This window comes from Pseudomonas sp. UBA7530, from assembly GCF_002479365.1.
GTDB lineage: Bacteria > Pseudomonadota > Gammaproteobacteria > Pseudomonadales > Pseudomonadaceae > Aquipseudomonas.
In genome coordinates, this window is sequence record NZ_DLMS01000011.1 from 133,147 (window position 1) to 159,373 (window position 26,227).

The 26,227-nt window shown below is 64.5% G+C and carries 29 protein-coding genes; 16 read left to right on the forward strand and 13 right to left on the reverse strand.

What is annotated here, in order from left to right; all coding sequences use genetic code 11:
- Positions 1–69: 69 nt before the first annotated feature.
- Complete coding sequence (locus B2U07_RS14560) at positions 70–813, reverse strand: SDR family oxidoreductase (protein ID WP_275546495.1); 744 nt, start codon at positions 811–813, stop codon at positions 70–72.
- A 164-nt stretch (positions 814–977) separates the two neighbouring features.
- Between B2U07_RS14560 and B2U07_RS14565 the strand changes: the two genes are divergently transcribed.
- The 4 genes from B2U07_RS14565 to B2U07_RS14580 all read left to right on the forward strand — a co-directional run bounded on the left by B2U07_RS14565 (position 978) and on the right by B2U07_RS14580 (position 4,524).
- Positions 978–2,420, forward strand: a complete 1,443-nt coding sequence (locus B2U07_RS14565; RefSeq protein WP_197858778.1) for a SulP family inorganic anion transporter — start codon at positions 978–980, stop codon at positions 2,418–2,420.
- A gap of 112 nt (positions 2,421–2,532) precedes the next feature.
- The gene (locus tag B2U07_RS14570) at positions 2,533–3,135 is read left to right on the forward strand and encodes a transcriptional regulator (protein ID WP_275546496.1); all 603 of its coding nucleotides are present in this window, start codon (positions 2,533–2,535) and stop codon (positions 3,133–3,135) included.
- The gene (locus B2U07_RS14575) at positions 3,125–3,532 is read left to right on the forward strand and encodes a hypothetical protein (RefSeq protein ID WP_275546497.1); all 408 of its coding nucleotides are present in this window, start codon (positions 3,125–3,127) and stop codon (positions 3,530–3,532) included. The genes B2U07_RS14570 and B2U07_RS14575 overlap by 11 nt, the downstream gene beginning before the upstream one ends.
- Before the next feature lie 182 nt (positions 3,533–3,714).
- Complete coding sequence (locus B2U07_RS14580; protein WP_275546618.1) at positions 3,715–4,524, forward strand: hypothetical protein; 810 nt, start codon at positions 3,715–3,717, stop codon at positions 4,522–4,524.
- An 85-nt stretch (positions 4,525–4,609) separates the two neighbouring features.
- On the opposite strand, the gene trpA is transcribed toward B2U07_RS14580, so the two are convergent.
- Together trpA and trpB are read right to left on the reverse strand one after the other, a co-directional pair.
- Complete coding sequence (gene trpA, locus B2U07_RS14585) at positions 4,610–5,419, reverse strand: tryptophan synthase subunit alpha (RefSeq protein WP_275546498.1); 810 nt, start codon at positions 5,417–5,419, stop codon at positions 4,610–4,612.
- Complete coding sequence (trpB, locus tag B2U07_RS14590; RefSeq protein WP_275546499.1) at positions 5,416–6,627, reverse strand: tryptophan synthase subunit beta; 1,212 nt, start codon at positions 6,625–6,627, stop codon at positions 5,416–5,418. The genes trpA and trpB overlap by 4 nt, the downstream gene beginning before the upstream one ends.
- Positions 6,628–6,854: 227 nt before the next feature.
- Here trpB and B2U07_RS14595 point away from each other — a divergent pair, with 227 nt between their 5' ends.
- From B2U07_RS14595 to B2U07_RS14635, 7 genes are all read left to right on the forward strand, one after another.
- Positions 6,855–7,349, forward strand: coding sequence for a DUF3060 domain-containing protein (locus tag B2U07_RS14595; protein ID WP_275546500.1), 495 nt, complete (start codon positions 6,855–6,857; stop codon positions 7,347–7,349).
- 75 nt (positions 7,350–7,424) lie between these two features.
- Positions 7,425–8,312 (forward strand): LysR family transcriptional regulator, encoded by an 888-nt coding sequence (locus B2U07_RS14600; protein ID WP_296277170.1) that lies wholly within the window; start codon positions 7,425–7,427, stop codon positions 8,310–8,312.
- A 101-nt stretch (positions 8,313–8,413) separates the two neighbouring features.
- Entirely contained in the window at positions 8,414–8,935 is a 522-nt protein-coding gene (locus B2U07_RS14605) for an RNA polymerase sigma factor (protein ID WP_296277171.1), read from the forward strand.
- On the forward strand, positions 8,932–9,855 hold the full coding sequence (locus B2U07_RS14610) for a FecR domain-containing protein (protein ID WP_296277172.1): 924 nt from the start codon (positions 8,932–8,934) through the stop codon (positions 9,853–9,855). The genes B2U07_RS14605 and B2U07_RS14610 overlap by 4 nt, the downstream gene beginning before the upstream one ends.
- Before the next feature lie 255 nt (positions 9,856–10,110).
- Positions 10,111–12,528 carry a TonB-dependent receptor gene (locus tag B2U07_RS14615; RefSeq protein WP_296277173.1) on the forward strand — a complete coding sequence of 806 codons (2,418 nt, stop codon included), beginning with the start codon at positions 10,111–10,113 and terminating at the stop codon, positions 12,526–12,528.
- A 417-nt stretch (positions 12,529–12,945) separates the two neighbouring features.
- Positions 12,946–13,161 carry a dodecin gene (locus B2U07_RS14625; protein WP_275546504.1) on the forward strand — a complete coding sequence of 72 codons (216 nt, stop codon included), beginning with the start codon at positions 12,946–12,948 and terminating at the stop codon, positions 13,159–13,161.
- Between the two features lie 454 nt (positions 13,162–13,615).
- Positions 13,616–14,194, forward strand: coding sequence for a hypothetical protein (locus B2U07_RS14635; protein ID WP_275546505.1), 579 nt, complete (start codon positions 13,616–13,618; stop codon positions 14,192–14,194).
- 7 nt (positions 14,195–14,201) lie between these two features.
- Here the strand turns inward: B2U07_RS14635 and B2U07_RS14640 are convergent, their stop codons facing one another.
- The 4 genes from B2U07_RS14640 to B2U07_RS14655 all read right to left on the reverse strand — a co-directional run bounded on the left by B2U07_RS14640 (position 14,202) and on the right by B2U07_RS14655 (position 16,362).
- Entirely contained in the window at positions 14,202–15,431 is a 1,230-nt protein-coding gene (locus B2U07_RS14640; RefSeq protein WP_275546506.1) for a nucleoside recognition domain-containing protein, read from the reverse strand.
- Between the two features lie 78 nt (positions 15,432–15,509).
- Positions 15,510–15,971, reverse strand: coding sequence for an inhibitor of vertebrate lysozyme family protein (locus tag B2U07_RS14645; RefSeq protein ID WP_197857635.1), 462 nt, complete (start codon positions 15,969–15,971; stop codon positions 15,510–15,512).
- Between the two features lie 9 nt (positions 15,972–15,980).
- Positions 15,981–16,145: a DUF1328 domain-containing protein gene (locus B2U07_RS14650; protein ID WP_197857636.1), complete on the reverse strand. Its 165-nt coding sequence runs from the start codon at positions 16,143–16,145 to the stop codon at positions 15,981–15,983.
- Between the two features lie 52 nt (positions 16,146–16,197).
- On the reverse strand, positions 16,198–16,362 hold the full coding sequence (locus tag B2U07_RS14655) for a hypothetical protein (protein WP_275546507.1): 165 nt from the start codon (positions 16,360–16,362) through the stop codon (positions 16,198–16,200).
- Between the two features lie 362 nt (positions 16,363–16,724).
- Here B2U07_RS14655 and B2U07_RS14660 point away from each other — a divergent pair, with 362 nt between their 5' ends.
- Positions 16,725–17,129: an acyl-CoA thioesterase gene (locus B2U07_RS14660; RefSeq protein WP_197857638.1), complete on the forward strand. Its 405-nt coding sequence runs from the start codon at positions 16,725–16,727 to the stop codon at positions 17,127–17,129.
- A 77-nt stretch (positions 17,130–17,206) separates the two neighbouring features.
- Here B2U07_RS14660 and B2U07_RS14665 read toward each other — a convergent pair whose 3' ends face one another.
- Positions 17,207–18,307, reverse strand: coding sequence for a TRAP transporter substrate-binding protein (locus B2U07_RS14665; RefSeq protein ID WP_275546508.1), 1,101 nt, complete (start codon positions 18,305–18,307; stop codon positions 17,207–17,209).
- A 242-nt stretch (positions 18,308–18,549) separates the two neighbouring features.
- On the opposite strand from B2U07_RS14665, the gene B2U07_RS14670 reads away from it, so the two are divergent.
- From B2U07_RS14670 to B2U07_RS14680, 3 genes are all read left to right on the forward strand, one after another.
- Complete coding sequence (locus B2U07_RS14670) at positions 18,550–19,095, forward strand: TRAP transporter small permease subunit (protein WP_275546509.1); 546 nt, start codon at positions 18,550–18,552, stop codon at positions 19,093–19,095.
- Positions 19,088–20,464 (forward strand): TRAP transporter large permease subunit, encoded by a 1,377-nt coding sequence (locus tag B2U07_RS14675; RefSeq protein WP_197857641.1) that lies wholly within the window; start codon positions 19,088–19,090, stop codon positions 20,462–20,464. Before B2U07_RS14670 ends, B2U07_RS14675 begins: the two co-directional genes overlap by 8 nt.
- Positions 20,465–20,560: 96 nt before the next feature.
- Positions 20,561–21,460 (forward strand): D-hexose-6-phosphate mutarotase, encoded by a 900-nt coding sequence (locus B2U07_RS14680; RefSeq protein ID WP_275546510.1) that lies wholly within the window; start codon positions 20,561–20,563, stop codon positions 21,458–21,460.
- 80 nt (positions 21,461–21,540) lie between these two features.
- Here the strand turns inward: B2U07_RS14680 and B2U07_RS14685 are convergent, their stop codons facing one another.
- The 5 genes from B2U07_RS14685 to purE all read right to left on the reverse strand — a co-directional run bounded on the left by B2U07_RS14685 (position 21,541) and on the right by purE (position 24,858).
- Positions 21,541–22,074: a DUF3299 domain-containing protein gene (locus B2U07_RS14685; RefSeq protein ID WP_275546511.1), complete on the reverse strand. Its 534-nt coding sequence runs from the start codon at positions 22,072–22,074 to the stop codon at positions 21,541–21,543.
- A gap of 75 nt (positions 22,075–22,149) precedes the next feature.
- Positions 22,150–22,395, reverse strand: coding sequence for a GlsB/YeaQ/YmgE family stress response membrane protein (locus B2U07_RS14690; protein ID WP_197857644.1), 246 nt, complete (start codon positions 22,393–22,395; stop codon positions 22,150–22,152).
- A gap of 65 nt (positions 22,396–22,460) precedes the next feature.
- The gene (locus tag B2U07_RS14695; RefSeq protein WP_197857645.1) at positions 22,461–23,225 is read right to left on the reverse strand and encodes a substrate-binding periplasmic protein; all 765 of its coding nucleotides are present in this window, start codon (positions 23,223–23,225) and stop codon (positions 22,461–22,463) included.
- A gap of 56 nt (positions 23,226–23,281) precedes the next feature.
- Positions 23,282–24,367 (reverse strand): 5-(carboxyamino)imidazole ribonucleotide synthase, encoded by a 1,086-nt coding sequence (locus B2U07_RS14700; RefSeq protein ID WP_275546512.1) that lies wholly within the window; start codon positions 24,365–24,367, stop codon positions 23,282–23,284.
- Entirely contained in the window at positions 24,367–24,858 is a 492-nt protein-coding gene (gene purE / locus B2U07_RS14705) for a 5-(carboxyamino)imidazole ribonucleotide mutase (RefSeq protein ID WP_275546513.1), read from the reverse strand. The genes B2U07_RS14700 and purE overlap by 1 nt, the downstream gene beginning before the upstream one ends.
- A 278-nt stretch (positions 24,859–25,136) precedes the next feature.
- On the opposite strand from purE, the gene adhP reads away from it, so the two are divergent.
- Positions 25,137–26,159, forward strand: a complete 1,023-nt coding sequence (gene adhP, locus B2U07_RS14710; protein ID WP_197857648.1) for an alcohol dehydrogenase AdhP — start codon at positions 25,137–25,139, stop codon at positions 26,157–26,159.
- The last annotated feature ends 68 nt before the right edge of the window (positions 26,160–26,227 follow it).

Below are 26,227 nucleotides of genomic sequence, written 5' to 3' on the forward strand. Positions count from 1 at the left end.
TTAGTGTTGGTGCGCAGGGCGCACCAGACCACGAATGTGTGGGAGGGGCTTTAGCCGCGACTCTGGGCGCTATCTGCCGCCAGCTATATCGATCAACGCGCCGGTGGTATAGCTGGCCTTGTCGTCGAGTAGCCAGACGATCGCCTCTGCGACTTCCTCGGCACGCCCGGCGCGGCCCAGCGGCGTGGTCTTGCCGAGACGCTCGGCGCGATCCGGCTGGCCGCCGCTGGCGTGGATCTCGGTGTCGATCAACCCCGGGCGCACGGCATTGACCCGCACGCCTTCGCCACCCAGCTCCTTGGCCAGGCCGCGGGTCAGCACGTCCATGGCGCCTTTCGCCCCGGCGTAGTCGACGTATTCGAAGGGGGCGCCGAGGCTGGCGGCGATGGACGACACCAGCACCATCGAACCGCCCTCGCCGCCGCGGCTGCGTGCCATGCGTCGGGCACCCTCGCGCGCGGTCAGGTAGCTGCCCAGCACGTTGACGTCGAACATGTGCCGCAGGCGCTCGCCGCTCATCTCCAGCAGCGGCATGGGCGGCGCGACGATGCCGGCGTTGACCACCAGCCCATGCAGCGGGCCGAGCTTGTCCATGGCCGCGAACAGGTGTTGTACGTCGGCTTCGACCGCCACATCACCGGGCAGAGCGATGGCCTTGCCGCCCGCGGCTTCGATCTGCGCCACCACCTCAGCGGCGGCGTCGCGGTCGTTGCGGTAGTTCACCCCGACCGTCCAGCCGCCAGCAGCGGCCAGCAGGGCGGTGGCGCGGCCGATGCCGCGGCTGGCACCGGTTATCAGCAGGTTCTTGCTCATGGCTGGGCTCCCTTGTCGTTTTGGTCTTCAGGTTGCCGAATGTATCCCACGGCCGCCATAGGTGTATCGATGCCAGGCATGACGCTCGGGTATTCAGGCGCTACCATGCGCGCCTCTTTTCGTTCCGCCGCCATCGTCCGGTTCTGCCGGCTTGCCGAGACACCATGAAACCCGCATCCCTTCGCGCCGACCTGCTGGCCGGCCTGACCTCGTCCTTCGCCCTGGTGCCCGAGTGCATCGCCTTCGCCCTGGTAGCCCAGGTCAACCCACTGATGGGCCTGTACGGCGCTTTCATCATCTGCACCCTAACCGCCCTGTTCGGCGGCCGGCCAGGCATGATTTCCGGCGCGGCCGGGTCGATGGCGGTGGTGATCGTCGCGCTGGTGGTGCAACACGGCGTGCAGTACCTGCTGGCCACGGTGCTGCTCGGCGGTCTGATCATGCTGGCGTTCGGCCTGCTGCGCCTGGGCAAGCTGATCCGCATGGTGCCGCACCCGGTGATGCTGGGCTTCGTCAACGGCCTGGCGATCATAATCGCCCTGGCTCAGCTCGAGCATTTCCAGCACGACGGCCACTGGCTGCAGGGTAACGCGCTGTACCTGATGCTCGGCCTGGTGGCGCTGACCATGGTCATCGTCTACCTGCTGCCGCGACTGACTCGCGCGGTGCCGCCGGCGTTGGTGGCGATCCTCGGCATTGGCGCGCTGGTCTACCTGCTGGACCTGCCGACCCATACCCTCGGCGACATGGCGCAGATCGCTGGTGGCCTGCCGAACCTGATGCTGCCGGACATTCCCTGGAATCTGGAAACCCTCTCCATCATCGCCCCTTACGCGGTGTTGATGGCGCTGGTCGGCCTGCTGGAAACCCTGCTGACGCTGAACCTCACCGACGAGATTACCGCCACCCGCGGCCATCCGGATCGCGAGTGCGTGGCGCTGGGCGTGGCCAACATGACCTCAGGCCTGTTCGGCGGCATGGGCGGCTGCGCGATGATCGGCCAGACCGTGATCAACCTCAGCTCCGGCGGGCGCGGGCGGCTGTCCGGCGTGGTCGCCGGGGTGATGATCCTGCTCTTCGTGCTGTTCCTCTCGCCGCTGATCGAGCGCATCCCGCTGGCGGCGCTGGTCGGGGTGATGTTCGTGGTGGCGCAGCAGACCTTCGCCTGGGGCTCGCTGCGCGTGGCCGGCAAGGTGCCGATCAACGACGTGCTGGTGATCGTCGCGGTGACTGCCATCACCGTCGCCACCGATTTGGCCACGGCGGTGCTCTGCGGCATCGTTATCGCCGCGCTCAACTTCGCCTGGCAGCATGCCCGCGAGCTGTATGCCGACAGCGACATGCAGGCCGACGGCAGCAAGCTCTACCGTGTGCATGGCACCTTGTTCTTCGCCTCCTGCACTGCCTTTCTCGCCCAGTTCGAGCCGGCCGACGACCCGCAGCAGGTGACCCTGGACTGCCGCCACCTGAGCTTCGTCGACTACTCCGCCATCGCCGCGCTGAAGACCCTGCGTGAACGCTATGAGCGCGCCGGCAAGCACCTGCGCGTGGTCCACCTGTCCGAGCGTTGCAAGCAGTTGCTCAAGCGGGCCGGCGCTGGTGAGTAGGCCACGCTTGCGGCGTCATAAGGGGATGCAGGTTGCGCTCCCGATGAAAGAGCATTGAAGAGTCCTAAATAAGGACTTATCGTTCCTTAATAGGGACTTAATGGATCTTCATATGCCAAGTCTTTCATTAAGCGAGGCGCTATTCACCGGCACCCAGCGCAAGGTGCTGGGGCTGCTCTACGGCAAGCCGCAACAGAGCTTCTATGCCAATGAAATCGCCCGCCATGCGCAGGTCGGCAAAGGTAGTTTGATGCGTGAGCTGGAACGCCTGCAGCAGGTGGGTATCTTGGTCATGAGCCGTCAGGGCAACCAGACTCACTACCAGGCCAATCCGGGCTGCCCGATCTACGCCGAGCTGCAGGGCATAGTACGCAAGACCTTTGGTATCGACGCGCCGCTGCGTGAAGCGCTCGCGCCGCTGGCCGGGCAACTGGCATGGGCATTCGTCTATGGGTCGCTGGCCAAGGGGCATGAACAGGCCGACAGCGACATCGACCTGATGCTCATTGGCGATGGCCTCAGCTATGCCGAGGTAATGGAGCGACTGTTACCGGTCGAGGCGCAACTGGGGCGAACCATCAACCCAACGTTGTATACTCCGGATCAGTGGCAAGCCAGGAAGGCCGCCGGCAACAGCTTCGTGCTGCGGGTGGCGCAGCAGGACAAGATCGAGCTGATCGGCCACGATCCAGAGGGAACCGAACATGGTCAGTAACGACAATCTGGAAAACCTGCTACGCACGGGCGGCCTCAAGGCCGAACCGGCGGACCGCAAGGAATGCGAAGGCCTGCTGCGTTCGGCCATCGACCGCCTGCAGGACGCCCACAACCCTGCGCTGTCATTCGCCAGCCGCTTCGACCTCGCCTACAACGCCGCCCACGCCCTAGCCCTGACGGCATTGCGCCTGCAAGACTATCGTTCCGACCGCCGCTATCTGGTCTTCCAGTGCCTGGCGCATACCCTCGCCATCAGCAAGGTGCAGGTGCGCCTGTTCGCGCTATGTCATGACCGACGCAATCTGGCGGAGTACGAGGGCTACATGGACGTCGATGAGCCGCTTCTCGCCGAGCTGGTGTCGGCGACCGATGCCTTGCTGCTCGATGTGCGCTAAGCCATGGCGGCGCTCTGGAGCGCATGACGCTCAATCTGCGCCATCTCTGTTTTATGCGAACGCCACGAGCGCGCCGGCTCGGATGAACAGGCAAACTTCGCCGGCGTCGCCAACCGTCTTCGGGCCAATCCGCAGAGCCGGAGCTTCATGTATAGGGAGATAATCGTGAAAAAATTTTGTTCGTGTCGCTGGCCGGGCTGCTGCTCGGTGCCTGCTCCAATCAAGCCGTGCAGCAGGAGCAGGCGCCCTCTGCGACTGAAAACGACCAACGGTTAGTCGGCATCTGGGCGATGCTGCCGCTGCGTAACGGTATTGCCAATGTTGCCGAATACCGCGCCGACGGCAAGGTCCTGCTGCACTCTTTCAACTGCGCCGAGCCTGACAAGCGTGGCATCGAAGAGTCTGACTACCGTTTCAGCGAGGACGGCCGGAGCATTCATGTCTCCTCGCCTCAACGCGCCTTCGACCTTCAGGTGCTGGACCTTCAGCCGAACAGCATGAGGCTCGGTATGCAGGTAGCGGGCTTCGATCTGAATTTTTCCTACCTCAAGCGCAACGAGGTCGCGCCGCTATGCGCGCTCTACGTCGAACCGCAGGTCGATGAAAGTAAGCAGTCAGCGTTCAAGGCAAGCGATTTCGTCGCGGCTCCGGTCATACCGGCACACGCCGATATCGAGCGCTACATGGGGCGCTGGGTGGACGAAAACGGAGAGGTGCAGGTCGAGGTGATCAGGGATTCATCCGGTCGCCCCAAGCTGCATCACGCCAGTGACAAGAACTGGCATTATCTTTTCAACGGCGTTAACTGGCAGGGCGATGAACTGCATTACCAGAGCTTCGCCTACTCGGATCAACCGAGGCTGTTCAGCCATTCGTATCACAAGTCCCAGCATCGCTCGATCCTGTCGCCACAGGCTGAGACCGGAAAGATTCGGTACAGCTTCTTCATCGGCCAGAAACGCTTCGATTACATTCTGATGCGCGCGCGGTAATGCATTAGCGCAGCCGATACTCGAACGAAAAAAACCGCTGCCCTGTCGCCAGGTGCAGCGGTTTTTTTGGGGGGATCGAAAGCGATCAGCGGCGCGCGCCGCGTACCCCTTCGGCCAGTTCGCGGCACAGGCCGAGCACGCCGTCGATGGCTTGCTGCGGGCTCTTCGCCTCGGCGATCTTGTCGATCAGTGCCGAGCCGACCACCGCGCCTTCGGCGCGCTTGGCGACTTCGGCGGCGTGCTGCGGGGTGCGGATGCCGAAGCCGATGCACAGCGGCAGGTCGGTGTGGCGACGCAGGCGCGCCACAGCTTCCTCGACATGATCCATGGTCGCCGCGCCGGCGCCGGTCACGCCGGCCACCGACACGTAGTAGACGAAGCCGGAGCTGCCAGCCAGCACGGTGGGCAGGCGGTCGTCGTCGGTGGTCGGTGTAGTCAGGCGGATAAAGTCGATGCCCGCGCTCTGCGCCGGTTCGCACAGCTCGTCGTTGTGCTCCGGCGGCAGGTCGACCACGATCAGGCCGTCGACGCCGGCTTCTTTGGCGTCACTGATGAAGCGCTCCACGCCGTAGACGAAGATCGGGTTGTAGTAGCCCATCAGCACCAGCGGCGTGCTCTGGTTGCCCTCACGGAATTCACGAACCATCTGCAGCGTCTGCTGCATGCCCTGCTTGCCGGCCAGCGCGCGGATATTGGCGAGCTGGATGGACGGGCCGTCGGCCATCGGGTCGGTGAACGGCATGCCCAGCTCGATCACGTCGGCACCGGCGTCCGGCAGGCCCTTGAGGATGCTCAGCGAGGTGGCGTAGTCGGGGTCGCCGGCGGTGACGAAGGTGACCAGCGCGGCTCGGTTTTCCTGCTTGAGTTCGGCGAAACGGTTTTGCAGGCGGCTCATGCGTGTTTCTCCTGTTCGCCCATGTGGTGCATCACGGTTTGCATGTCCTTGTCGCCACGACCGGACAGGTTGATCACCATCAGGTGATCCTTGGGCAGCTTGGGCGCACGTTTGAAGGCTTCGGCCAGCGCGTGGGCGCTTTCCAGGGCCGGGATGATGCCTTCCAGGCGGCAGCAGTGATGGAAGGCTTCGAGGGCTTCGTCATCGCTGATCGGCACGTATTCGACGCGCTTGATCTCGTGCAACCAGGCATGTTCCGGGCCGACGCCGGGGTAGTCGAGGCCGGCGGAAATCGAGTGGGCATCGGTGATCTGGCCGTCCTCGTCCTGCAGCAGGAAGGTGCGGTTGCCGTGCAGCACGCCCGGCGCGCCGCCAGCCATGCTCGCCGCATGCTTGCCGGTGTCGATGCCGTGGCCTGCAGCCTCGACGCCGACGATCTGCACGCCTTCGTCATCAAGGAAAGGGTGGAACAGGCCGATGGCGTTGGAGCCGCCGCCGATGCAGGCCACCAGCGAGTCGGGCAGGCGCCCTTCCTTGTCCAGGATCTGTTCGCGTACTTCGTTGCCGATCACCGACTGGAAATCGCGGACCATGGCCGGATACGGGTGCGGGCCGGCAGCGGTGCCGATCAGGTAGAAGGTGTTGTGGACGTTGGTCACCCAGTCGCGCAGGGCTTCGTTCATGGCGTCCTTGAGGGTGCCGGTGCCGGCGGTGACCGGGATCACCTCGGCGCCGAGCAGCTTCATGCGGAAGACGTTGGCCTGCTGACGATCGATGTCGGTGGTGCCCATGTACACCACGCACTGCATGCCGAAGCGCGCGGCCACGGTGGCGGTGGCCACGCCGTGCATACCGGCGCCGGTCTCGGCGATGATGCGCTGCTTGCCCATGCGCTTGGCCAGGAGGATCTGGCCGATGCAGTTGTTGATCTTGTGCGCGCCGGTGTGATTCAGGTCTTCGCGCTTGAGGTAGATCTTCGCTCCGCCGAAGTGCTCGGAGAGGCGCTCGGCGTAGTACAGCGGGCTGGCGCGGCCGATGTAGTCGCGCTGGAAGTAGGCGAGCTCTTCGAGGAAGGCCGGATCGTTTTTGGCCTGCTCGTATTCGGCGGCCAGCGAGTTGATCAGCGGCATCAGGGTTTCGGCGACGAACTGACCACCGAAGCGGCCGAACAGGCCGCGAGCGTCGGGGCCGGTACGAAATGAGGTCATGGCGTGCTCCTTGTCGACAGCGCTGGGCTGGCAGGGCGAGTGGTTGATGGGGCCATTCTACCGCCGGCTGAGTGAGATAAAAGCGATTAGATCGAATCGATTCGTCAGAAAAACTCACAGGTCTGATGACGCCAGGCGCTCGTTTCGATAGGCGGTGCAGAACTCGGCGACGCTTGGCCAGTCTCAGCAGCGGCGGCTGCTCAGCCGTTTTTCCAGGGAGAAAAGGGATGCACAAGGTATTGGCGGTAGGCGTGGTGGTTGCGGCGTGGCTGAGTACGGCCCAGGCACAGACACTGGAGCTGGACGACATCGGCGTTTCCCGCGATGTGCCATGCAACGGACTCGACGTGATCATCACCGGAAATGGCAACCAGTTTCGCCTCGCCGGTGACTGTGGCCAGGTTGAAGTGGGTGGCTCCGAACAGCAGGTCAGTTTCGGCGAGGCCACCAGCCTGGTGGTGACCGGCGCGAACAATCGCGTCGAGGCCGAGCGTGTCGGCGGGCTTGATGTCAGCGGCAGCGAACACCGTATCGACAGTCAGGTGCAGGGTAGCGGTCAGCCGGCACAGGTCGCCTTATACGGCGAAGGCCACGTGCTCGATCTGGACTTGAGCGGCCCCGTGCAGATCGAAGTCAACGGCATCGGCCAGCAACTGACTTGGCGTGGCGACGAGCCGCAGATCGAAACCAGCGGCGTCGAGCACCACATCGAGCGCGACTGATTCCATCCGGCAGGTTGGCGGCCCGTCGGGATCGTGATTAGATGCCCTGACTCGTCAGGAAAAATCACCTCTCCCATGAGCCGAGACCTGCCCCCACTCAATGCCCTGCGCGCCTTCGAAGCCGCAGCCCGCCTGCAGAGCGTAAGCAAGGCAGGCGAAGAGCTGCACGTTACCCATGGGGCCATCAGCCGGCAGATTCGTGCGCTGGAAGAACAGCTCGGCGTCAGCCTGTTCCACAAGGAAGGGCGCGGAGTGAAACTCACCGATGCCGGCCAACGCCTGCGCGATGTCGCCTCCGAGAGCTTCGAGCGCCTGAGTAGTGTTTGTGCCGATCTGCGTCGGCAGCAGGCGGAGCGCCCCTTCGTGCTCGGCTGCCCCGGCAGCCTGCTGGCGCGCTGGTTCATCCCGCGTCTGGATCGTTTGCAGCGCGAGTTGCCGGAGCTCAACCTGCAACTGTCGGCCAGCGAGGGCGAACTGGACCCGCGCCGCCCGGGTATCGACGCTACGCTGCTGTTCGCCGAGCCGCCCTGGCCGGCCGACATGCAGGTGCACGCGCTGGCGCCCGAGCGCATCGGGCCGGTGCTCAGCCCGCGTTATGCGCGGCATGCCGAGCTGGCCGGGCAGGCACCTGCGGCGCTGCTCGGCGAGCCCTTGCTGCACACCGCTTCGCGCCCTCAGGCCTGGCCGCAGTGGGCGCATGCGCAAGGGTTGGCACCGGCTGCGCTCAGGCAGGGGCAGGGCTTCGAGCACCTCTACTACCTGCTCGAAGCGGCCGCTGCCGGCCTCGGCGTGGCCATCGCGCCGCAGCTGCTGGTGGCCGATGACCTTGCCGCAGGACGCCTGAGCGCACCCTGGGGCTTTACCGACACCTCGGCGCAGCTGGCGCTCTGGGCGCGCCCCGGCGATACCCGCAGCGAGCGCCTGGCCGAGTGGCTGCGGCGCGAGCTGCAGACGGCGCGCTGAAGCGGAAACCGCTGGTGATAAGTATTCGCAATAGCATGTATGCTTGCTGGCCTTTTCCATCCCCCGCCAGTTGCTCGGCTCTCAAGAGAACCGCGATAGACATGCGCCGCCACTTTTCCTCGCCTTTGCTCAAGAGCTTCCAGACCCACTATGAGGATCTGCTGCGCTTTCTGGCCCGGCGTATGGGCGACTCGCAACGCGCTGCCGATGTCGCCCAGGAAACCTGGCTGCGTCTGGCCCATCAGGACGACGGCGACGCGGTGCGTGACCCGCGCGCCTATGTATTCCGCGTGGCCGGCAACCTCGCCATCGACAACCTGCGCCGCGACCAGCGCCTGGCAGAGCAGCAGGAGGATGGCGAGCTGCTCGAGCAGCTCAGCGATCCGCTGGCCGAGCCGGAGTCGCGCCTGCTCGCCCAGGAAAACCTGGCGCGCCTCGACGCTGCGCTGGCCAGCCTGCCGGCCAATGCCCGCGAAGCCCTGCTGCTCAATCGCCTGGACGGCCTGACCTATGCGCAGATCGCCACGCGCCTCGGAGTCTCCGAGAGCATGGTCGGCAAGTACCTGATCCAGGCCATGCGCCACTGCCGGCAGTGGCGCAGCGAAGAGGAGGCCGACGCATGAGCGAGCTCGACGATCAGGCAAGCGAACTGCTGCTGCGCCTGCATGCCGGTGGCAAGCAGGCCGCCGCGCGCGCCGAATGGCAGCGCTGGCGCCGGCAGAGCCTGGCGCATGCCCGCGCCGCCCGCGACGCCGAGGCGCTGTGGGCAGCGCTGGAGCACACCGACAGCGCCCGCCGCCATCGTCAGCAAAACCGCGCCGCCCGCCGCTGGCGCCTGCCGGCGATGGCCGCAGCACTCTGTCTCGGCCTGCTGCTGACGCTGCTTGGCCGTCCGCAGTTGCTGGAAAATCTCAGCGCCGATCACTACACCGCAGTCGGTGAGCGCCGCCTGATCGAGCTGGAGGACGGCAGCCGGGTCTGGCTCAACAGCGACAGCGCGCTGTCGGTGCGCTACTCCGCCGGCGCCCGCGATCTGGAGCTGCAGCGTGGTCAGGCGTTGTTCGAGGTGGCCAAGGACGCCCAGCGGCCGTTCGTGGTGCAGGCCGCCAACGGCCAGGTGCGCGCCGTGGGCACGCGATTCGATATCGCCCTGCGTGCCGACCGCGTGCAGGTGGAGGTCAGCGAAGGCGTGGTGCAGGTGCGCAGCGGTGCGGCGCCGGGCGTGCGCGTCGATGCCGGCCAGCGGCTCGACTATCGCCAGCGCCAGGCGCCCGGGCCGCTGCAGGTGCTGGATCTGGACAACGCCAGTAGCTGGCAGCGCGGCAAGCTGATCTTCAACCAGCGCCCGCTTGGCGAGGTACTGGCAGAACTGGAGCGTTACATGCCGGGGCGCATTGTTATCGAAGATGCCGCGCTCAGGGAGCAGCGCATCAGCGGCGTGGTCGACCTCGACCAGCCCGAAGCCCTGCTGGCCAACCTCGAGCGCCTGCAGCCGCTGCGCATCACCCGCCTGCCCTGGCTGGTGCTGGTGCAGCCGCGCTGAGGTTCGGACGCCGCCTAGTGGTAGACGCTCTTCAGCGGCGAGCTTTCGAAGCGTGAATCGCGGCTGAAGCCGCTCCTACAGTTGTCAGGCCAGTCGGTAGCCCGGATGCAATCCGGGGCCGAGGCTGAGCCATAGCTTGCCCCGGCAAAAATAATTTTCATCCGGCACTGCAGGATCGTATCGGACGTTTCGTCGTAGAGGGGAACGCGACTTATTCCCAAAAACGAAACTGCCACACGACACGGATAACCCGCCATGCGCCATCCCGTTTCTGCCCTGCACCGCGCCCTCGCCTTCGCGACCCTGATCGGCACTGCCTGGCCGTTGGCCCAGGCCGCCGAGCCGACCCGCTATGACTTGCACATCAGCGCCAGCGACCTGGATGGTGCCATGACCCAGTTCGCCGATCAGGCCGGGCTGCACCTGCTGTTCAACTCCAGCGACCTGCAGGGCCTGCCCAACCCCGGCCTGCAGGGCAGCTTCACCGCCCGCGAGGCGCTGCAGCGGCTGCTCGAAGGCAGCGGCGTGAGCTGGACCTTCACCGATGAGCACAGCGTGCTGTTGCAGCGCAACGCCGCGCCTGCCGCCGCGCCGAGCGGCGAGGCGCAGAGCAACCGCGAGCGGGTGCGTCTGGACGCCATGCAGATCCAGGTGGCGTCGCGCACGCCGACGCAAATCAGCGCCATTCCCGGCACCGTCTGGGTGGTCGAGCAGAAGCAGCTGCGCGAGCAGCTCGACACCGGCGTCAGCCTCAAGGAGGCACTCGGCAAGCTGGTGCCAGGCCTTGACCTGGGCCCGGAAGGCCGCACCAACTACGGCCAGAACATGCGCGGGCGCGGCGTGCTGGTAATGATTGATGGAGTTAGTCAGAACAGTTCGCGCGGCCTCTCGCGCCAGTTCGACAGCATCGCCCCGTTCAACGTCGAGCGCGTCGAGGTGCTCTCCGGCGCCAGCGCTCTGTACGGCGGCGGCGCCACCGGCGGCATCATCAATATCGTCACGCGTAAAGGCGAAGCCGGCCCGGCGCGCTTTCAAAGCAACGCCAGCGTCACCAGCGGCTTCAACAACAGCGATGACCTGTCCACGCGCCTGGCGCAGGCGGTCAGCGGCGGCAACGAGCGCGTGCAGGGCCGCCTCGGCGTCTCCCTGGAGAAGAACGAAGCCTTCTACGATGCCGACGGCGAGCAGGTGTTCCTCGACAACACGCAGACCGACCTGCAGTACAACCGCTCCGTGGACGTGCTCGGCAACCTCGCCGTGCGCCTCGACGACACCCAGCAGCTCGACCTGCTGGCGCAGTACTACGACTCCGGCAACGACGGCAGCACCGGCATTTACTTCCCCAACCTCAATGCCAACGCGCCCTCGGACCTCGACGATGCCGAGATTCGCAACGGCCTCGACACCGACCTCAAGCCGCGCACCCGCCGCACCCTGATCAACGCCAGCTACCGCAACAGCGAGCTGCTCGGCCAGGACTTCTACCTGCAGGGCTACTACCGTCGCGAGGACAACAACTTCCACCCCTTCCCCTACTACAACGCCGGCAGTCCGCGGGGCAGCAACGGCATCTACTTCGCCGGCTCGCAGCAGAACTTCGAAGTCAGCGGCCTCAAGGGGCTGTTCAGCAAGCAGTGGGACGATATCAAGCTGACCTATGGTCTGGACCTCGATCATGAGCGTTTCAACGCTACGCAAAAGGTCTTCGACGCACAGCGCTCTTCGGACAGCGGCGGCCTGGAACTGGACACTCAGAGCAGCGCTGCGCGCTACCCCAGCTATGTGGTCGACGGGCTGTCGGCCTACGCCCAGCTGGACTGGCAACTGACCCAGCACCTGAGTCTGTCCGCCGGCGCCCGCCAGCAGCACATGGACGTCGAGGTCGGAGATTTTCGCGGTGTGCCCGGCGGCAGCAACGACTACGAAGTCGGCCTGTACAACCTCGGCGCGCTCTATGACTTCGCCAACGGTCACCAGCTGTGGAGCAACTACAGCGAAGGTTTCGAGCTGGCCGATCCGGCCAAGTACTACGGCCGCGCCGGACTGTCGGTGGCGGACAATCCGCTGACCGGCATCAAGAGCCGCCAGGTGGAGGTGGGCTGGCGCTTCAACGATGCCTACTGGCAGGCTCAGGCAGCGTTCTACTACATCTGGTCGGACAAGGTGATCAATACCGACAGCGCCACCCTGACCATCAACGTCGACGAACAGAAGAGCCGCGACTTCGGTTTCGAGGCCGCGCTGAGCCGCGACTTCGACAGCGGCTGGCAGGCCGGCACCACCCTGCACCTGGTGCGCTCCGAAGAGGAGGACGACGACGGCGACTGGATCAAACGCGATGCGCGCTACGCTTCGCTGTCCAAGACCACCGCATTCGTGGGCTGGAGCGACGAGCGACGCAGCCTGCGCCTGCAGGGCAGCCACGCAATGGACCTGAGCGACGACGCCGGACACCGCATCGAGGGTTACACCACCTTCGACCTCAGCGCGCGTCAGGACACCGACTTCGGTACCTTCAGCGCCGGTATCCAGAACCTGCTGGACAGGCGCTACAGCACCGTCTGGGGTCAGCGCGCCGCGCTGTTCTATTCGCCAGCGTACGGTCCGGCCTACCTGTACGACTATCAAGGCCGCGGGCGCACCTTCACCCTCGGTTACGAAGTGGAGTGCTGATGGCGGCTGTGGATAAGAAGCGGCTTGTTTCTGAGTGACGGCGCGACCTCTCGGCAGCAGCGCAAGACGCTCGAGATAGCCTGCTCCAGGCGGTAACGGCCGTAGACCAGCCGGCAGAGAAAGGCGCGTGGGCGCTCGAGATGCGCCGGGTCGACCCCGCGCAGTGAGCAGCTGGCAGAAGGTTGCTGCTGCTGCGTCTTCAGCGTCGGCACAGTTGCGCAGCTGGCGCTGGATATGCTGCAGCAGCCAGCGGTGTTTGTCGCTGAAGAAGAGGCGAACTTGGAGGGATCGACTCGATGGTGTCTCATTATTAATGAGAATTTGTCGCATCCTTTCGACTGACCTGAGGCCTGTAAATGAAACCTCTGGCCGGGTGGCTAGTCTTGAAGATGAACCCTTCAATTTCAGGAGCTGAACATGTCCGACCATCACACCTACAAGAAGATCGAGATCGTTGGTTCATCGCATACCAGCATCGAGGATGCCATCGAGAACGCCCTGGCCGAGTGCGCCAAGAGCGTGCGCAACCTGGATTGGTTCGAGGTGCTCGAGACCCGCGGCCATATCGAGAATGGCAAGGTCGGTCACTACCAGGTCACGCTCAAGGTCGGCTTCCGTCTGAGCAATAGCTGATGCCCTGCACGCGGAGGTCGGCGCGGCTGGCGTAGCGCGCCACTCTGCCGGCAGCGGCCGGTAGGTTTCTGCAGGATGGCGGCGATCTCCCGCAGGCTCATGGCGCTATCACCGGCCAGGTTGTAGGGGCCTTTCCGGGCCTGCTCCAGGCCCTGGCGGATGATGTCGGCCACATTCCGCTGCCAGATGAACGCGAAGCGGATGATGCACACGCATGGCAGTCTCCTGGCTGCTGTCACATGGCAGATGAAGCGCCCCGGGATTGTCGGTTTTCGGGCTGTCAGGCTGGTTGCCAATAGCCATTGCGGCCGTGGCGCCGCAAGTCAGCGGCCATGGTGATCGGTGCCAGGATGGGCCAGCGGTTGTGGCCCCGCGCACAGCGGCGGTGCCGGCCGCTGGTGAGGCAGGGCTGGATCGGGCAAGCTGCCTGGGCTGATTTCAGGGAGGAAATGCCATGTTCAGACTCTTGCTGCTGGTGAGCCTGCTGTCGCTTGCGGGGTGCGTCGACAATGATCCGCCACTCGACGAGGAGCGCCGCCTGCTGCTCAGTGGCGAAGATTTCGCCGCTTACGAGGCGCCACAGGAGGGGCGCTACCAGAAGGTGGTGACCTATGCCACGCGCACCATCGACCTTAATTTCGAAAGCCGTGGCAGCGACTGGTTTTACCTCTACACCGGCGTCTCGCTGTATCCACGTGCCGGCGATGCGCTGATGACCAGCTATGCCGAGACCTTCGGTGCGTCGTTTGGCCTGCGCGACAGCGGCCTGGTGCAACAGGATCTGCCGCTGGAAACCAGCCTGGCCAGCCGCGCCAGCCTCAAGCTGCTGGTTCAGGATGGCGAGCCGGTGGGCAATCTGTTCTATGCCACGGTCGGCAACAAGTCGATGTTTACCATCTTCACCGGCGTGTATTTCGAGCAGGCCGGGGACTTCGAGGCGTTCATCGCACCCAAGCTGCTGGCATTGCGCGAATACCAGCACGACGATCCCTTGCTGACCTGGGCGGGCAAAACACTCGGCTTTGGCGAGTGACGGGCACTTAGCCGAAGAACCAATAGCACACGGCAATCGCGGCGATGATCCCGGCCGCATCGGCGACCAGTGCACAGCCCACGGCATGGCGGGCGCGTTGCAGGCCGACCGCGCCGAAGTACACCGCCAGCACGTAGAAGGTGGTTTCGGTGCTGCCCTGTACCGTGGCAGCGATCAGCGCCGGGAAGCTGTCGACGCCGAAGTTCTCCATGGTTTCGATCAGCATTGCGCGCGCTGCGCCGCCGGAGAAGGGTTTGATCAGCGCGGTCGGCAGGGCGTCGACGAAGCGCGTATCCCAACCCAGCGTCTCGATCAGCCAGCGGATGCCGTCGAGGCCGAAATCCAGCGCGCCGGACGCGCGCAATACGCCAATGGCGCAAAGCATCGCGACCAGATACGGCAACAGGCTCTTGGCTACATCGAAACCTTCCTTGGCGCCGTCGATGAAGCTTTCGTACACCGGGACCTTGCGTAGCGCTCCGACCACGAGAAACAGCAGGACCAGGCCGAACAGGGTGAGATTGCCGAGCAACGAGGACAGCGCAGCCAGGGCGGTGGCGCTCATGCCGGCGAGCAGCGCCATGAAGCCGCCGAGCAGCAGCGCGGTAGGAATCAGGTAGGCCAGCACCACCGGATCCCACAGACGCAGACGCTGCATCGCCGCCACCGCCAGCAGACCAGCCAGGGTCGAGGCGCTGGTAGCCAGCAGAATCGGCAGAAACACCAGCGTCGGGTCTTCGGCCCCTTGCTGCACGCGGTACATGAAAATCGATACCGGGAGCAGGGTCAGCGAGGAGGTGTTGAGAACGAGGAACAGGATCTGCGCATTACTCGCCGTCGTCGCGCTCGGGTTGAGGTCCTGCAAGGCGCGCATGGCTTTCAGGCCGATGGGTGTGGCGGCGTTGTCCAGTCCCAGGCCATTGGCGGCGAAGTTCATGCTGATCAGCCCCAGCGCCGGGTGGCCGCGCGGCACTTCCGGCATCAGACGGGCGAACAGTGGTCCCAGCAGGCGCGCCAGCAAGTCCACGAGGCCGGCCTTCTCAGCAATGCGCAGCAGGCCCAGCCATAGCGTCAGGGTACCGAACAGCACCACCATCAGCTCCACCGAGAGCTTGGCCATGGCAAACAAGCTCTCGACCATGGCGCCGAACACGCTGGCATCGCCGCCAAGCAGCCAGCGCGCCAGTGCAGCGACGGCAGCCAGCAGAAAAAAGCTCAGCCACAGGCCATTGAGCATTGCGATCCCCCTTCGTTATGGCGGGGGATGATAACGTGCCGACGGTGACTTATGGGACAGGCTGCAAACTGCCGTCACTCAATACCAGTTGGCATCGGCGCGCAGCTGTTCCATCAGCATCTGCTGAATGTCTTCGTCGGGATCACCCAACCAGCGCAGGGTAGCGTGCTCGCTTGGCACGCGGTCTTCGGGCAGGCCGTCCGGCACCTGCACATAGAGCGCATAGGCATCGTCGTCCTCCCACTCGAAGGCGACATAGGCGCGCTGGCTGAAGCATCTTTGCGCTTCGCATACCTGGCCGACCAGGTAGCGATCGTTGTCGGCTTCCACTGCCTGCATGGGGGTAGACAGGCCGCTGAGATTGATCAGCCAGTCCGGCAGGCGCTCTTCATCTTTGACCAGGTCCTGCCAGGCTTCGCGGTAGTCGGCGTTGCTGCTCAGCAGCTCGCCCGGCTGGAAACTGGCGTCGCGGTCGGCGGCCTGAGCCGCCAGGGCGCCGCCCATCAGCAGGGCGGCAGCGATGGCGTGAATCGAATGCATTAACGACTCCTACATCTTCGGGCGGCGGCCCATGACGAACGAGACGATGAACAGCACCAGGAACACCACGAATAGAATCTTGGCGATACCTGCAGCGGTGCCGGCGATACCACCGAAGCCCAGTACAGCGGCGATGATGGCGATGATCAGGAAAGTGACTGCCCAACTAAGCATGGTGTTTCTCCTCGGTGGATCATGGGGAAGTGGCCCAGGCAGGCCAGAGGTCTTACGCGTTGCTCGGAACCGTTGGCTGGGGCACAGCGCCCGTGGGCAGCTCCAGTCCGGCGGTGTAGCGGCTGATGCACAGGGTCCGGCCAATCAGCAGGACGCTGGCGAACGTCAGACTGAGCAGAAGCAGCGAACTGGCCAGTACCAGAGCAACTATCCACATGGCGGTTCTCCTGTTGCGTTGGAGGCGGATGGCGCGCATTCCGTCTCTTCCTTTCTTGTATCGCGACCGGCGCCTGACCGGTCACCCAGCAAGGACATTGCAGCGCCCGTGCCAGACTTGTTCTTTCAATAAATTCCTTTGGAATCATCTAGTTATATTTATTTGATGGCGCATGATGGCGGGCATCCTGCCCGAATGCGGTTTTTTCTATCGTGCGTTTTGCCCGATAACTTGCAAAAGCTCGGGCGTTGCGAATGGCCAGAATGGTCGCCCGTCGACTGCGCAGTCGGTATACTCGCTGCGCCCGCGTACCATGCGGGTTCCGCGCCCAGAACAACAACCGCGCCGCGAGTCTCGAGCCGATGAACGACTACGAACAGGAAGACCCGATTCCCCAGGGCGACCTCGCCCTGCAGCTCACCGCGTTGCCGCGCGAGACCAATGGTTTCGGTGATATCTACGGCGGCTGGCTGGTGTCCCAGATGGACCTCGCCGGCACCGCGATGGCGAGCAAGGTCGCTGGTGGCCGCGTGGCAACCGTCGCCATCGATCGCATGGCCTTCTTGGTGCCGGTGGCGGTGGGTGCGCAACTGTCCTTCTACACCCAGGCGCTGGAGATCGGCCGCAGCTCGATCCAGATGATGGTCGAAGTGTGGAGCGACGATCCGCTGTCCAACGAATGGCGCAAGGTCACCGAGGCCGTGTTCGTGTTCGTCGCCATCGATGGCAGTGGTCGCACCCGTCCGGTACCGCCGCGCCGCGGCTGAGCGGGCATGCGCCATACAAGCGAATCGCAGTAACGAAAACGCCGGCATAAGCCGGCGTTTTGGTTTTGTCCTGGCAATCAGCCGCGGATGTTGTAGATGTCCTTCTCGTTGCTCTCCGCGTAGTCGTACAGGCGCTGCAGATAGGCTTTCTGATGCTCCCAGACCTTTGTCGCTGCCGGGTCGGCCGCGGCGCTGGCGTCCACCACTTCGGCCGCCACTTCCTTCAGGCGGGCCAGGACTTCATCCGGCAGGCGGCGTACTTCCACGCCATCGGCCTTGAGCTGTTCCATGGCTTCCATGTTCTTGGCGTTGTAGTCGTCGAGCATGTCGCCGTTGACGTCACGGGCGGCGGCACGAACGATGGCCTGCAGATCGGCCGGCAGGGTTTCCCAGGCCTTGAGGTTGACGTCCAGTTCGAACAGAACGCTCGGCTCCTGCCAGCCCGGGGTGTAGTAGTACTTGGCAGCCTTGTGCAGACCCAGGGCCAGGTCGTTGTATGGGCCGATCCACTCAGTGGCGTCGATGGCGCCGGTTTGCATGGCGGTGAAGATCTCACCGGCCGGCATGTTGACCACGGTGCCGCCCATCTTGGTCAGCACTTCGCCGCCCAGGCCGGGGGTGCGCATCTTCAGGCCCTTGAAGTCGTCGACCGAGTTGATTTCCTTGTTGAACCAGCCGGCGGTTTGTACGCCGGTGTTGCCGCAGGCCATCGGCAGCACGCCGAACGGCTTGTACACCTCTTCCCACAGCTGCTGACCGCCGCCGCGATGCAGCCAGGCGTTCATCTCCTGGGCATTCGGGCCGAACGGCGAGGCACAGAAGAACTGCGCCGCCGGGACCTTACCTTTCCAGTAGTACGGCGCGCCGTGACCCATCTCGGCGGTACCGCGGGAGACTGCATCGAACACTTCCAGTGCAGGTACCAGTTCGCCGGCCGCGTACACCTTGACCTTCAGGCGGCCGTTGCTCATTTCATCGACCAGCTTGGCGAAGCGTTCGGCCCCCACGCCGACGCCCGGGAAGTTTTTCGGCCACGAGGTGACCATCTTCCAGTTGAAGGTTTGGGCACTCGAACCCTCTTGAGGTGCTGCAGCGCTCTTGGCCTCTTCTTTACAGCCAGCCAGCGCGGTTGCTGCAAGGCCTACGCCCGCTGCGGCGAGTATGTCGCGACGTTTCATGCAATGCTCCTTTATTGTTGTATTGGTCTTACCACGGGATCGCCGGGGGTAGACCGGGCGTGAATAACATAGGGGTTCGTGACCTACAAGCCTAGCGACTGCGACTAAAGTTGTACGGGCATTGCTGCAATACCCTTTGCCTGCCTAGAATCGCCGGCCTGCGGCCCACAAGGCCGCTGGTGGCGTGATGTGCAGCCAACCGGTCGCTGTCTGCCTCCTACTCATAACGATAAGGACTCACTATGTCCGACAAGCCTTCATTTCCCCTCGCTATTACAAATTTAATCGATGCGCTCAACAGCTGGTTCGGCAAGGCCTGCGCATGGCTGACCGTATTTCTGGTGATCGGTACCGCCATCGTCGTGGTCCTGCGATACGGCTTCGGTATCGGCGCGACAGCTCTGCAGGAGGCAGTTCTATACGCTCACGCGCTGGTGTTCATGGGGGCCGCAGCCTGGGTGCTGCAGCGTAACGGCCATGTGCGTGTCGACATTTTCTACCAGAAGTTCAGCGGCCGCCGCCAGGCGCTGGTGGAGGTCTTCGGCAACCTGCTGTTCCTGCTGCCGGTGGCGCTGTTCCTCGGCTGGGCCAGCTGGGATTACGTCAGCAACTCCTGGGCGACGCTCGAAGCCTCCAGCGAGTCAGGCGGGCTGAAGTTCGTCTATCTGCAGAAAAGCATCATCCTGGTACTGGTCGTCAGCCTGGTACTGCAGGGTATTTCCAACCTGATCAAGGCGCTCTACATCCTCAGCGGTCGCCTGCCGGCTCCGGAGGTGAAACATGGCTGAGTTGATGGCGATTCTGCTGTTCGTCAGTATTTGCGTGGCCTTGATGGGCGGCTTCCCGGTGGCGTTCACCCTGGCCGGCGTTTCCCTGCTGTTCGCCGGTATCGGCGTGCTTACCGGCACCTTCGACCCGGGGTATCTGAGCGCCCTGCCGAACCGCCTGTTCGGCATCATGAACAACCAGACCATGCTCGCCGTGCCGCTGTTCGTGTTCATGGGGGTGATGCTGGAACGCTCGCGGGTGGCTGAAGATCTACTCGAGTCCATGTCGCGCCTGTTCGGTACCCTGCGCGGCGGTCTGGCGATTTCCGTGTGTGTGGTCGGCGCGTTGCTGGCGGCTTCTACCGGTATCGTCGGTGCCACTGTGGTGACCATGGGTCTGCTGGCGCTGCCGACCATGCTGCGCCGCGGCTACGACCCGGCCATCTCCACCGGCACCCTGGCGGCGACCGGTACCCTGGGGCAGATCATTCCGCCGTCCATCGTACTGGTACTGCTGGGTGACGTGATGTCCAGCGCCTATCAGCAGGCGCAGCTGAAGATGGGCATCTTCTCGCCGAAGACCGTCTCGGTCGGTGACCTGTTCGTCGGTGCGTTGCTGCCCGGCCTGCTGCTGGTCGGCCTGTACATCCTCTACATCATCGCCACTGCGATCCTCCAGCCGAAGAAACTGCCGGCGCTGCCGCAGGAAGAACTCGGCCCCATCGAATGGGGCAAGCTGGTCAAGGCACTGGTGCCGCCGCTGATCCTGATCGGCGCGGTGCTGGGCTCGATCCTCGCTGGCTACGCCACACCCACCGAAGCCGCTGCATTGGGCGCCGTGGGCGCGATGTTGCTGGCCTTCAGCAAGGGCAAGCTGAACTTCGGCCAGCTCAAGGAAGTGGCCTATGGCACCACTGAAATCAGTGCCATGGTCTTCATGATCCTGATTGGCGCTTCGCTGTTCTCCCTGGTGTTCCGTGGCTTTGGCGGCGAGGTGCTGATCGAGGACGTGTTCGCGCAACTGCCAGGCGGCGTGCTCGGCGCGTTCTTCCTGGTGATGGTGGTGATCTTCCTGCTCGGCTTCATCCTCGACTTCATCGAGATCACCTTCGTGGTGGTGCCGATCGTCGGGCCGGTGCTGCTGGCCATGGGGCTCGACCCGATCTGGCTGGGCGTGATGATCGCGCTGAACCTGCAGACGTCCTTCCTTACGCCGCCGTTCGGCTTCGCGCTGTTCTATCTGCGTGGCGTGACGCCGCCGAGCATCGCCACCAGCACCATCTACAAGGGTGTGGTGCCGTTCATCCTGATCCAGATTATGCTGCTGGTGATCGCCTACATCTTCCCGGGCCTGATCACCTGGTTGCCGGAACAGGTCTACGGCAAGTAGGTCATAGCTTGCAGTCAGCTGACGCCCGTCCCAGTGACGGGCGTTTTGCTTCTTGCGTGTCACACTATCGTTCATCTATCCCAACGAGAGGTCGTCATGAGCAGCGCCCAAGTCGAACGCGTGGAACTGGATCAACTGACCTGCTGGCGAATCCGCGCTGCCGGCAGCGAGCTGCTGGTGGCTCAGCAGGGTGCGCAGATTCTCGGTTACCAGCAGGGCGAGCAGCCGCCGCTGATCTGGCTGAGCCCGGACGCGGCCTATCAGCGCGGCCAGAGCGTGCGCGGTGGTGTACCGCTGTGCTGGCCCTGGTTCGGCGATCTGCGGCGCAACCCGCAGGCGGTGCAGGCGCATTATCAGCTGGAGCAGGCGCCGGCCCACGGCCTGGTGCGCACGCTTGACTGGGAGTTGCTGAGCATCGATGAGGAGGACGCCGCCGTCACCCTGCGTTTTGCCTACGACACTCGCAACCAGCCGCTGGAGGGTTGGCCGCGGGATGTCGGCCTGACCTTCGTCGTACGTGTGGCGCAGGACCTCGGCATGAGCCTGGAGACCCACAATCGCGGTACGGAACCGCTGACCCTGAGCCAGGCGCTACACAGCTACTTCGCCGTCAGCGACGTGCGTCAGGTCAGCGTCGAGGGGCTCCAGAGCTGTCGCTATATCGACACCCTGCAGGACTGGCAGGAGCTGCGTCAGCAGGACGCCCCGCTGTTCGACGCGGAGACCGATCGCATCTATCTCGATACCGCCGCGCGGCTGAGCATCGTCGACCCGGGCTGGCGGCGGCGCATCCATCTGGACACCCGCGGCTCACGCTCGGCCGTGCTGTGGAATCCCTGGATCGACAAGGCCAGGCGCCTGTCGCAGTTTCCCGATGACGCCTGGCAGGACATGCTCTGCATCGAGACGGCCAACGTGCTGGAGGACGTCGTGCAGCTGAAAGCCGATGAGCGCCATAGACTTGAGCTGCGTCTGTCCAGCGAGCCCAGCGACTAGCCCGTGGCACCGGCCCGGCGCAGGTAGACGGTAGGACGGGCTACGGGCCTGTGCTGCCGTCATCAGTGTCGTGGCTGTGTTTAAAGGTCTTCGTCGGTCACCAGGCGCACTTCGCCCGCTTCCATGGCGTAGGCAGCGTCGGCCAGGTCATTGCTGATCTTCTCGACCTTCAGTTCGCCGCTGACCCACAGCGGCGCGTAGATGTCCTCGAGCGGGATACCCTTCGGGTAGCGCACCAGCACCAGCTGATTGGGCGGTGGTGGCGGCACGTGGATGCAGGCGCCCGGATAAGGCACCAGGAAGAACAGGGTGCTGTTACCTTTCTCGTCGTTTTCCAGCGGCACCGGATAACCGCCCAGGCGGATCGCCTTGCCGTCGAGCTCGGCCACGGTCCTGGTGGAATACATCACCGCTGGCAGGTCCTGGTCCTGCTGGCGCAGGCCGTCCTCGCTGTAGAAGGTGCTGTCGCCTTCGGGGCTGTCGTGGCTGATCTCGGGCATCTCCTCGAGGGCCTTGCGGTCCTCGGGTGGCATCAGGTCGAGCCAGTCGGTTTCCGGTAGTTCGGCGTGGGCCAGGCCGGTAAGCAGTAGCAGGGCGAACAGCAGGTGGTGCATGGAATCAGGCATCTCGTGGCGGCGTGAATGAGAAGCCGAGGGACCAGGCGTCCATCGGCTCCTTGAAGAAGGGCCTCAGCTCTTCTTGATCGCGCCGTAGATTACCAGCAGAACGATGGCGCCGATCACTGCGCCGATAAAACCGGCGGCCTCCCCGGCTTCATAGATGCCCAGCGCCTGGCCGCCGTAGGTAGCGGCGATGGAGCCGCCGATGCCGAGCAGGATGGTCATGATCCAGCCCATGCTGTCATCGCCGGGTTTGAGGAAGCGTGCGACCAGACCGACGATCAGGCCAATTAAAATGGTGCCGATAATGCCCATTGGCGTGTCTCCTTGATGAGTGCCGCTTGTGCGGCAGGCTCGGTATCGGACAGGTGGATGGGCTGTCAGTTCGTCTCGTCGGGCGGCAGGACGCCGTAGCGACGGTAGATCAGCGCAATTTCACCCTCTGCACGCATGCGCTCGAGTTCGGCACCGAGGCGGTCGTACAGCTCACGCCGATCGCTCTGGTAGCGCTTGAGCGAGGCACCGAAGTGGTTGCCCAGCACCTGCCGGTGGGCGTAGTGCGCGTAGCTGTAGTCGCGAAAGCCCATTGCCTGGAGCTGCGCTTCCATCGGCGCAACGTCGAGAACCGCAATGGTGTCGAGCCGTCCGGCGCGGAACATGGCTACCAGCTGCGCATCGTCGCTGGCGAACACGCGGTTCAGCAGATCATCGCTGTCGAAGGGCTCGAAGTAGGCCGTGCCGCGCTTCACACCCAGGGACAGCCGGTAGAGATCTTCGTAGCGGCTCAATCTGCCCTCTTCGCCGGGGCGCGTGACGAAGCGGATATTGAGCTGCTGGTTGCCGATGCTGGGCAGAAAATGGATGTATTCGCGGCGCTGCTCGGTGAGCAGCACGCGTGGCACCAGGTCGACCCGCCCCGAGCGCAGGTCTTCAAGGCTGCGCAGAAAGGGCGCTTCGCGCCAGTGCAGGTCGATCCCGAGGCGCTGTGCGGCGGTCTCCAGCACGCTGATCAGCGGGCCGCTGGGAAGGCCATCGACGGCGTGCATCTCCGGCGGCCGCTCGCGGAAATCGACGCGCAGCACATCGTCGTCGCCAACGCAGGTCAGTGCGAACAACAGGGGCAGCAGGGAAAGGAGACGCTTCATGGAGGAGGCTCTTGAACGACCGCCGTCGTTCAAGAGTTTAGCTGCGAATCGCCCGATCAGTCTGCAGCGATCAGCGCCTGCACGGCGGCGATAGCGGTATCGAGGCGGGCGCGGTCGGCACTGCGCAGGGTGGCGTGGCCAACCTTGCGCCCGGCCTTGAAGGCCTTGCCGTAGTGGTGCAGATGGCAATCGGCGACGCTGATCACCTTGTCCACCGGCGGCACTTCACCGATGAAGTTGAGCATCGCGCTTTCGCCCACCTTGGCGGTGGAGCCCAGCGGCAGGCCGGCGACAGCGCGCAGGTGGTTTTCGAACTGGCTGCACTCGGCGCCTTCGATGGTCCAGTGCCCGGAGTTGTGCACGCGCGGGGCGATCTCGTTGGCCTTGAGCCCGCCGTCCACCTCGAAGAACTCGAAGGCCAGCACGCCGACGTAGTCGAGTCTGTCCAGTACGCGACCGACGTAGTCTTCGGCCAGCGCCTGCAGCGGGTGAGCGGTGCTGGCGATGGACAGGGCGAGAATGCCGCTGTCGTGGGTGTTGTGCACCAGCGGGTAGAAGCGGGTTTCACCGTCGCGGGCACGCACGGCGATCAGCGACACCTCGCCGGTGAAGGGCACGAAACCTTCGAGGATGCACGGCACGCTGCCCAGTTCGGCGAAGGCGCCGGTGACGTCTTCCGGCTTGCGCAGAACCTTCTGGCCCTTGCCGTCGTAGCCCAGGGTGCGGGTCTTCATCACCGCCGGCAGGCCGATGCTGGCCACGGCGGCGTCGAGGTCGGCCTGCGACTGGATGTCGGCGAACTCCGGCGTGGGGATGCCCAGTTCGCGGAACATGGACTTCTCGAACCAGCGGTCACGGGCGATGCGCAGCGCTTCTGCACCCGGATAGACCGGTACGAACTGCGAGAGGAAGGCCACGGTTTCCGCCGGCACGCTCTCGAATTCGAAGGTGACCAGGTCGACCTCGTCGGCCAGCTGGCGCAGGTGATCCTGATCGCCATAATCGGCGCGGATATGCTCACCAAGCGCCTGGGCGCAGGCGTCCGGCGCCGGGTCGAGGAAGGCGAAGTCCATGCCCAGCGGAGTGCCCGCCAGGGCCATCATGCGGCCCAGCTGGCCGCCACCGATCACGCCGATCTTCATTACTGCGCCCTCGGGTCCGGGTTTTCCAGCACGGTGTTGGTCTGCTCGTCGCGGAACTGCTTCAGCGCCGCGTGGAACTGCGGGTGCTGGTGGCCGAGGATGCTGGCGGCGAGCAGGGCCGCGTTGACCGCACCGGCCTTGCCGATGGCCAGGGTGGCGACCGGGATGCCGGCCGGCATCTGCACGATCGACAGCAGCGAGTCGACGCCCGAGAGCATGGACGACTGCACCGGCACGCCGAGCACCGGCAGGTGAGTCTTGGCTGCGCACATGCCCGGCAGGTGAGCGGCGCCACCGGCACCGGCGATGATCACCTGGATACCGCGGGCCTCGGCCTCTTCGGCGTACTGGAACAGCAGATCCGGGGTGCGGTGGGCGGAGACCACCTTGACCTCGTGGGGAATGCTCAGCTTGTCCAGCATCTCGGCGGTGTGGCTAAGGGTGGACCAGTCGGACTTGGAGCCCATGATCACGCCAACCAGTGCGCTCATCAAAGTGCCTCTTCTCTCGGGCGCCTCGCGGCGCGTCAAAAACCAACAAGCCACGCGGGCGGGCCAGCGTGGCTTGTCATGATTCGTTGTAGCCGGGCGCTGCCGGCCGAAGGCCGCGCAGTATAACGCAAAGCCGCCGTCGTCGGGCAGTGGCGACGACCGTTTGTCATGCTGGCCGTGGCCATGCGGAAAAAGCGCCTAAACCTTGCTCTGGAGCAATGCCGGCGTGGGCTGCGCGCGCACACTGGCCAGACACTCGCATGGAAGAGGAACAGCCTATGAACCAGACCATGAAAGCCGCAGTCGTCCATGCCTTCGGGCAGCCGCTGCGTATCGAGGAAGTAAAGACACCACTGCCCGGCCCGGGGCAGATTCTGGTGAAGATCGAAGCGTCGGGTGTATGTCACACCGACCTGCACGCAGCCGAAGGCGACTGGCCGGTGAAGCCGAGCCTGCCGTTCATTCCCGGCCACGAAGGCGTCGGCTACGTGGCAGCGGTCGGCAGCGGTGTGACCCGGGTGAAGGAAGGCGACCGCGTCGGCGTGCCCTGGCTGTACACCGCCTGCGGCTGCTGCGAACACTGCCTGACCGGCTGGGAGACGCTCTGCGAGAGTCAGCAGAACACCGGCTATTCGATCAACGGCGGTTACGCCGAATACGTGCTGGCTGATCCGAACTACGTCGGCATCCTGCCGAAAAGCGTCGATTTCCTGGAAATCGCGCCGATCCTTTGCGCAGGCGTGACGGTGTACAAGGGCCTCAAGGAAACCAAGGCGCGCCCCGGCCAGTGGGTGGCGATCTCCGGTATTGGCGGTCTCGGCCACGTCGCCGTGCAGTATGCGCGTGCCATGGGCCTGCACGTGGTCGCGGTGGATGTGGACGATGCCAAGCTGGAGCTGGCGCGCAAGCTCGGCGCCAGCCTGACCATCAACGCCCGCAAGGAAAATCCGGCCGAGGTGGTGCAGCGCGATATCGGCGGCGCCCACGGCGTGCTGGTCACCGCGGTGTCCAACGCTGCCTTCGGCCAGGCCATCGGCATGGCGCGCCGGCACGGTACGGTGGCGCTGGTCGGCCTGCCGCCGGGTGACTTCCCCACGCCGATCTTCGACGTTGTGCTCAAGGCCATCAGCATCACCGGCTCCATCGTCGGCACCCGTGCCGATCTGCAGGAGGCGCTGGACTTCGCCGGTGAGGGTTTGGTCAAGGCCACGGTGAGCAGCGACAGCCTGGACAACATCAACGGCATCTTCGAGCAGATGCGCGGCGGACAGATCGAGGGGCGGGTGGTACTGCAGTTCTGAGCCGCGAAGGCGCTGGACGGGCCATTTTCCTACAGCGCGGACGCGCAAGGGCGCACAGATTGCCGCCA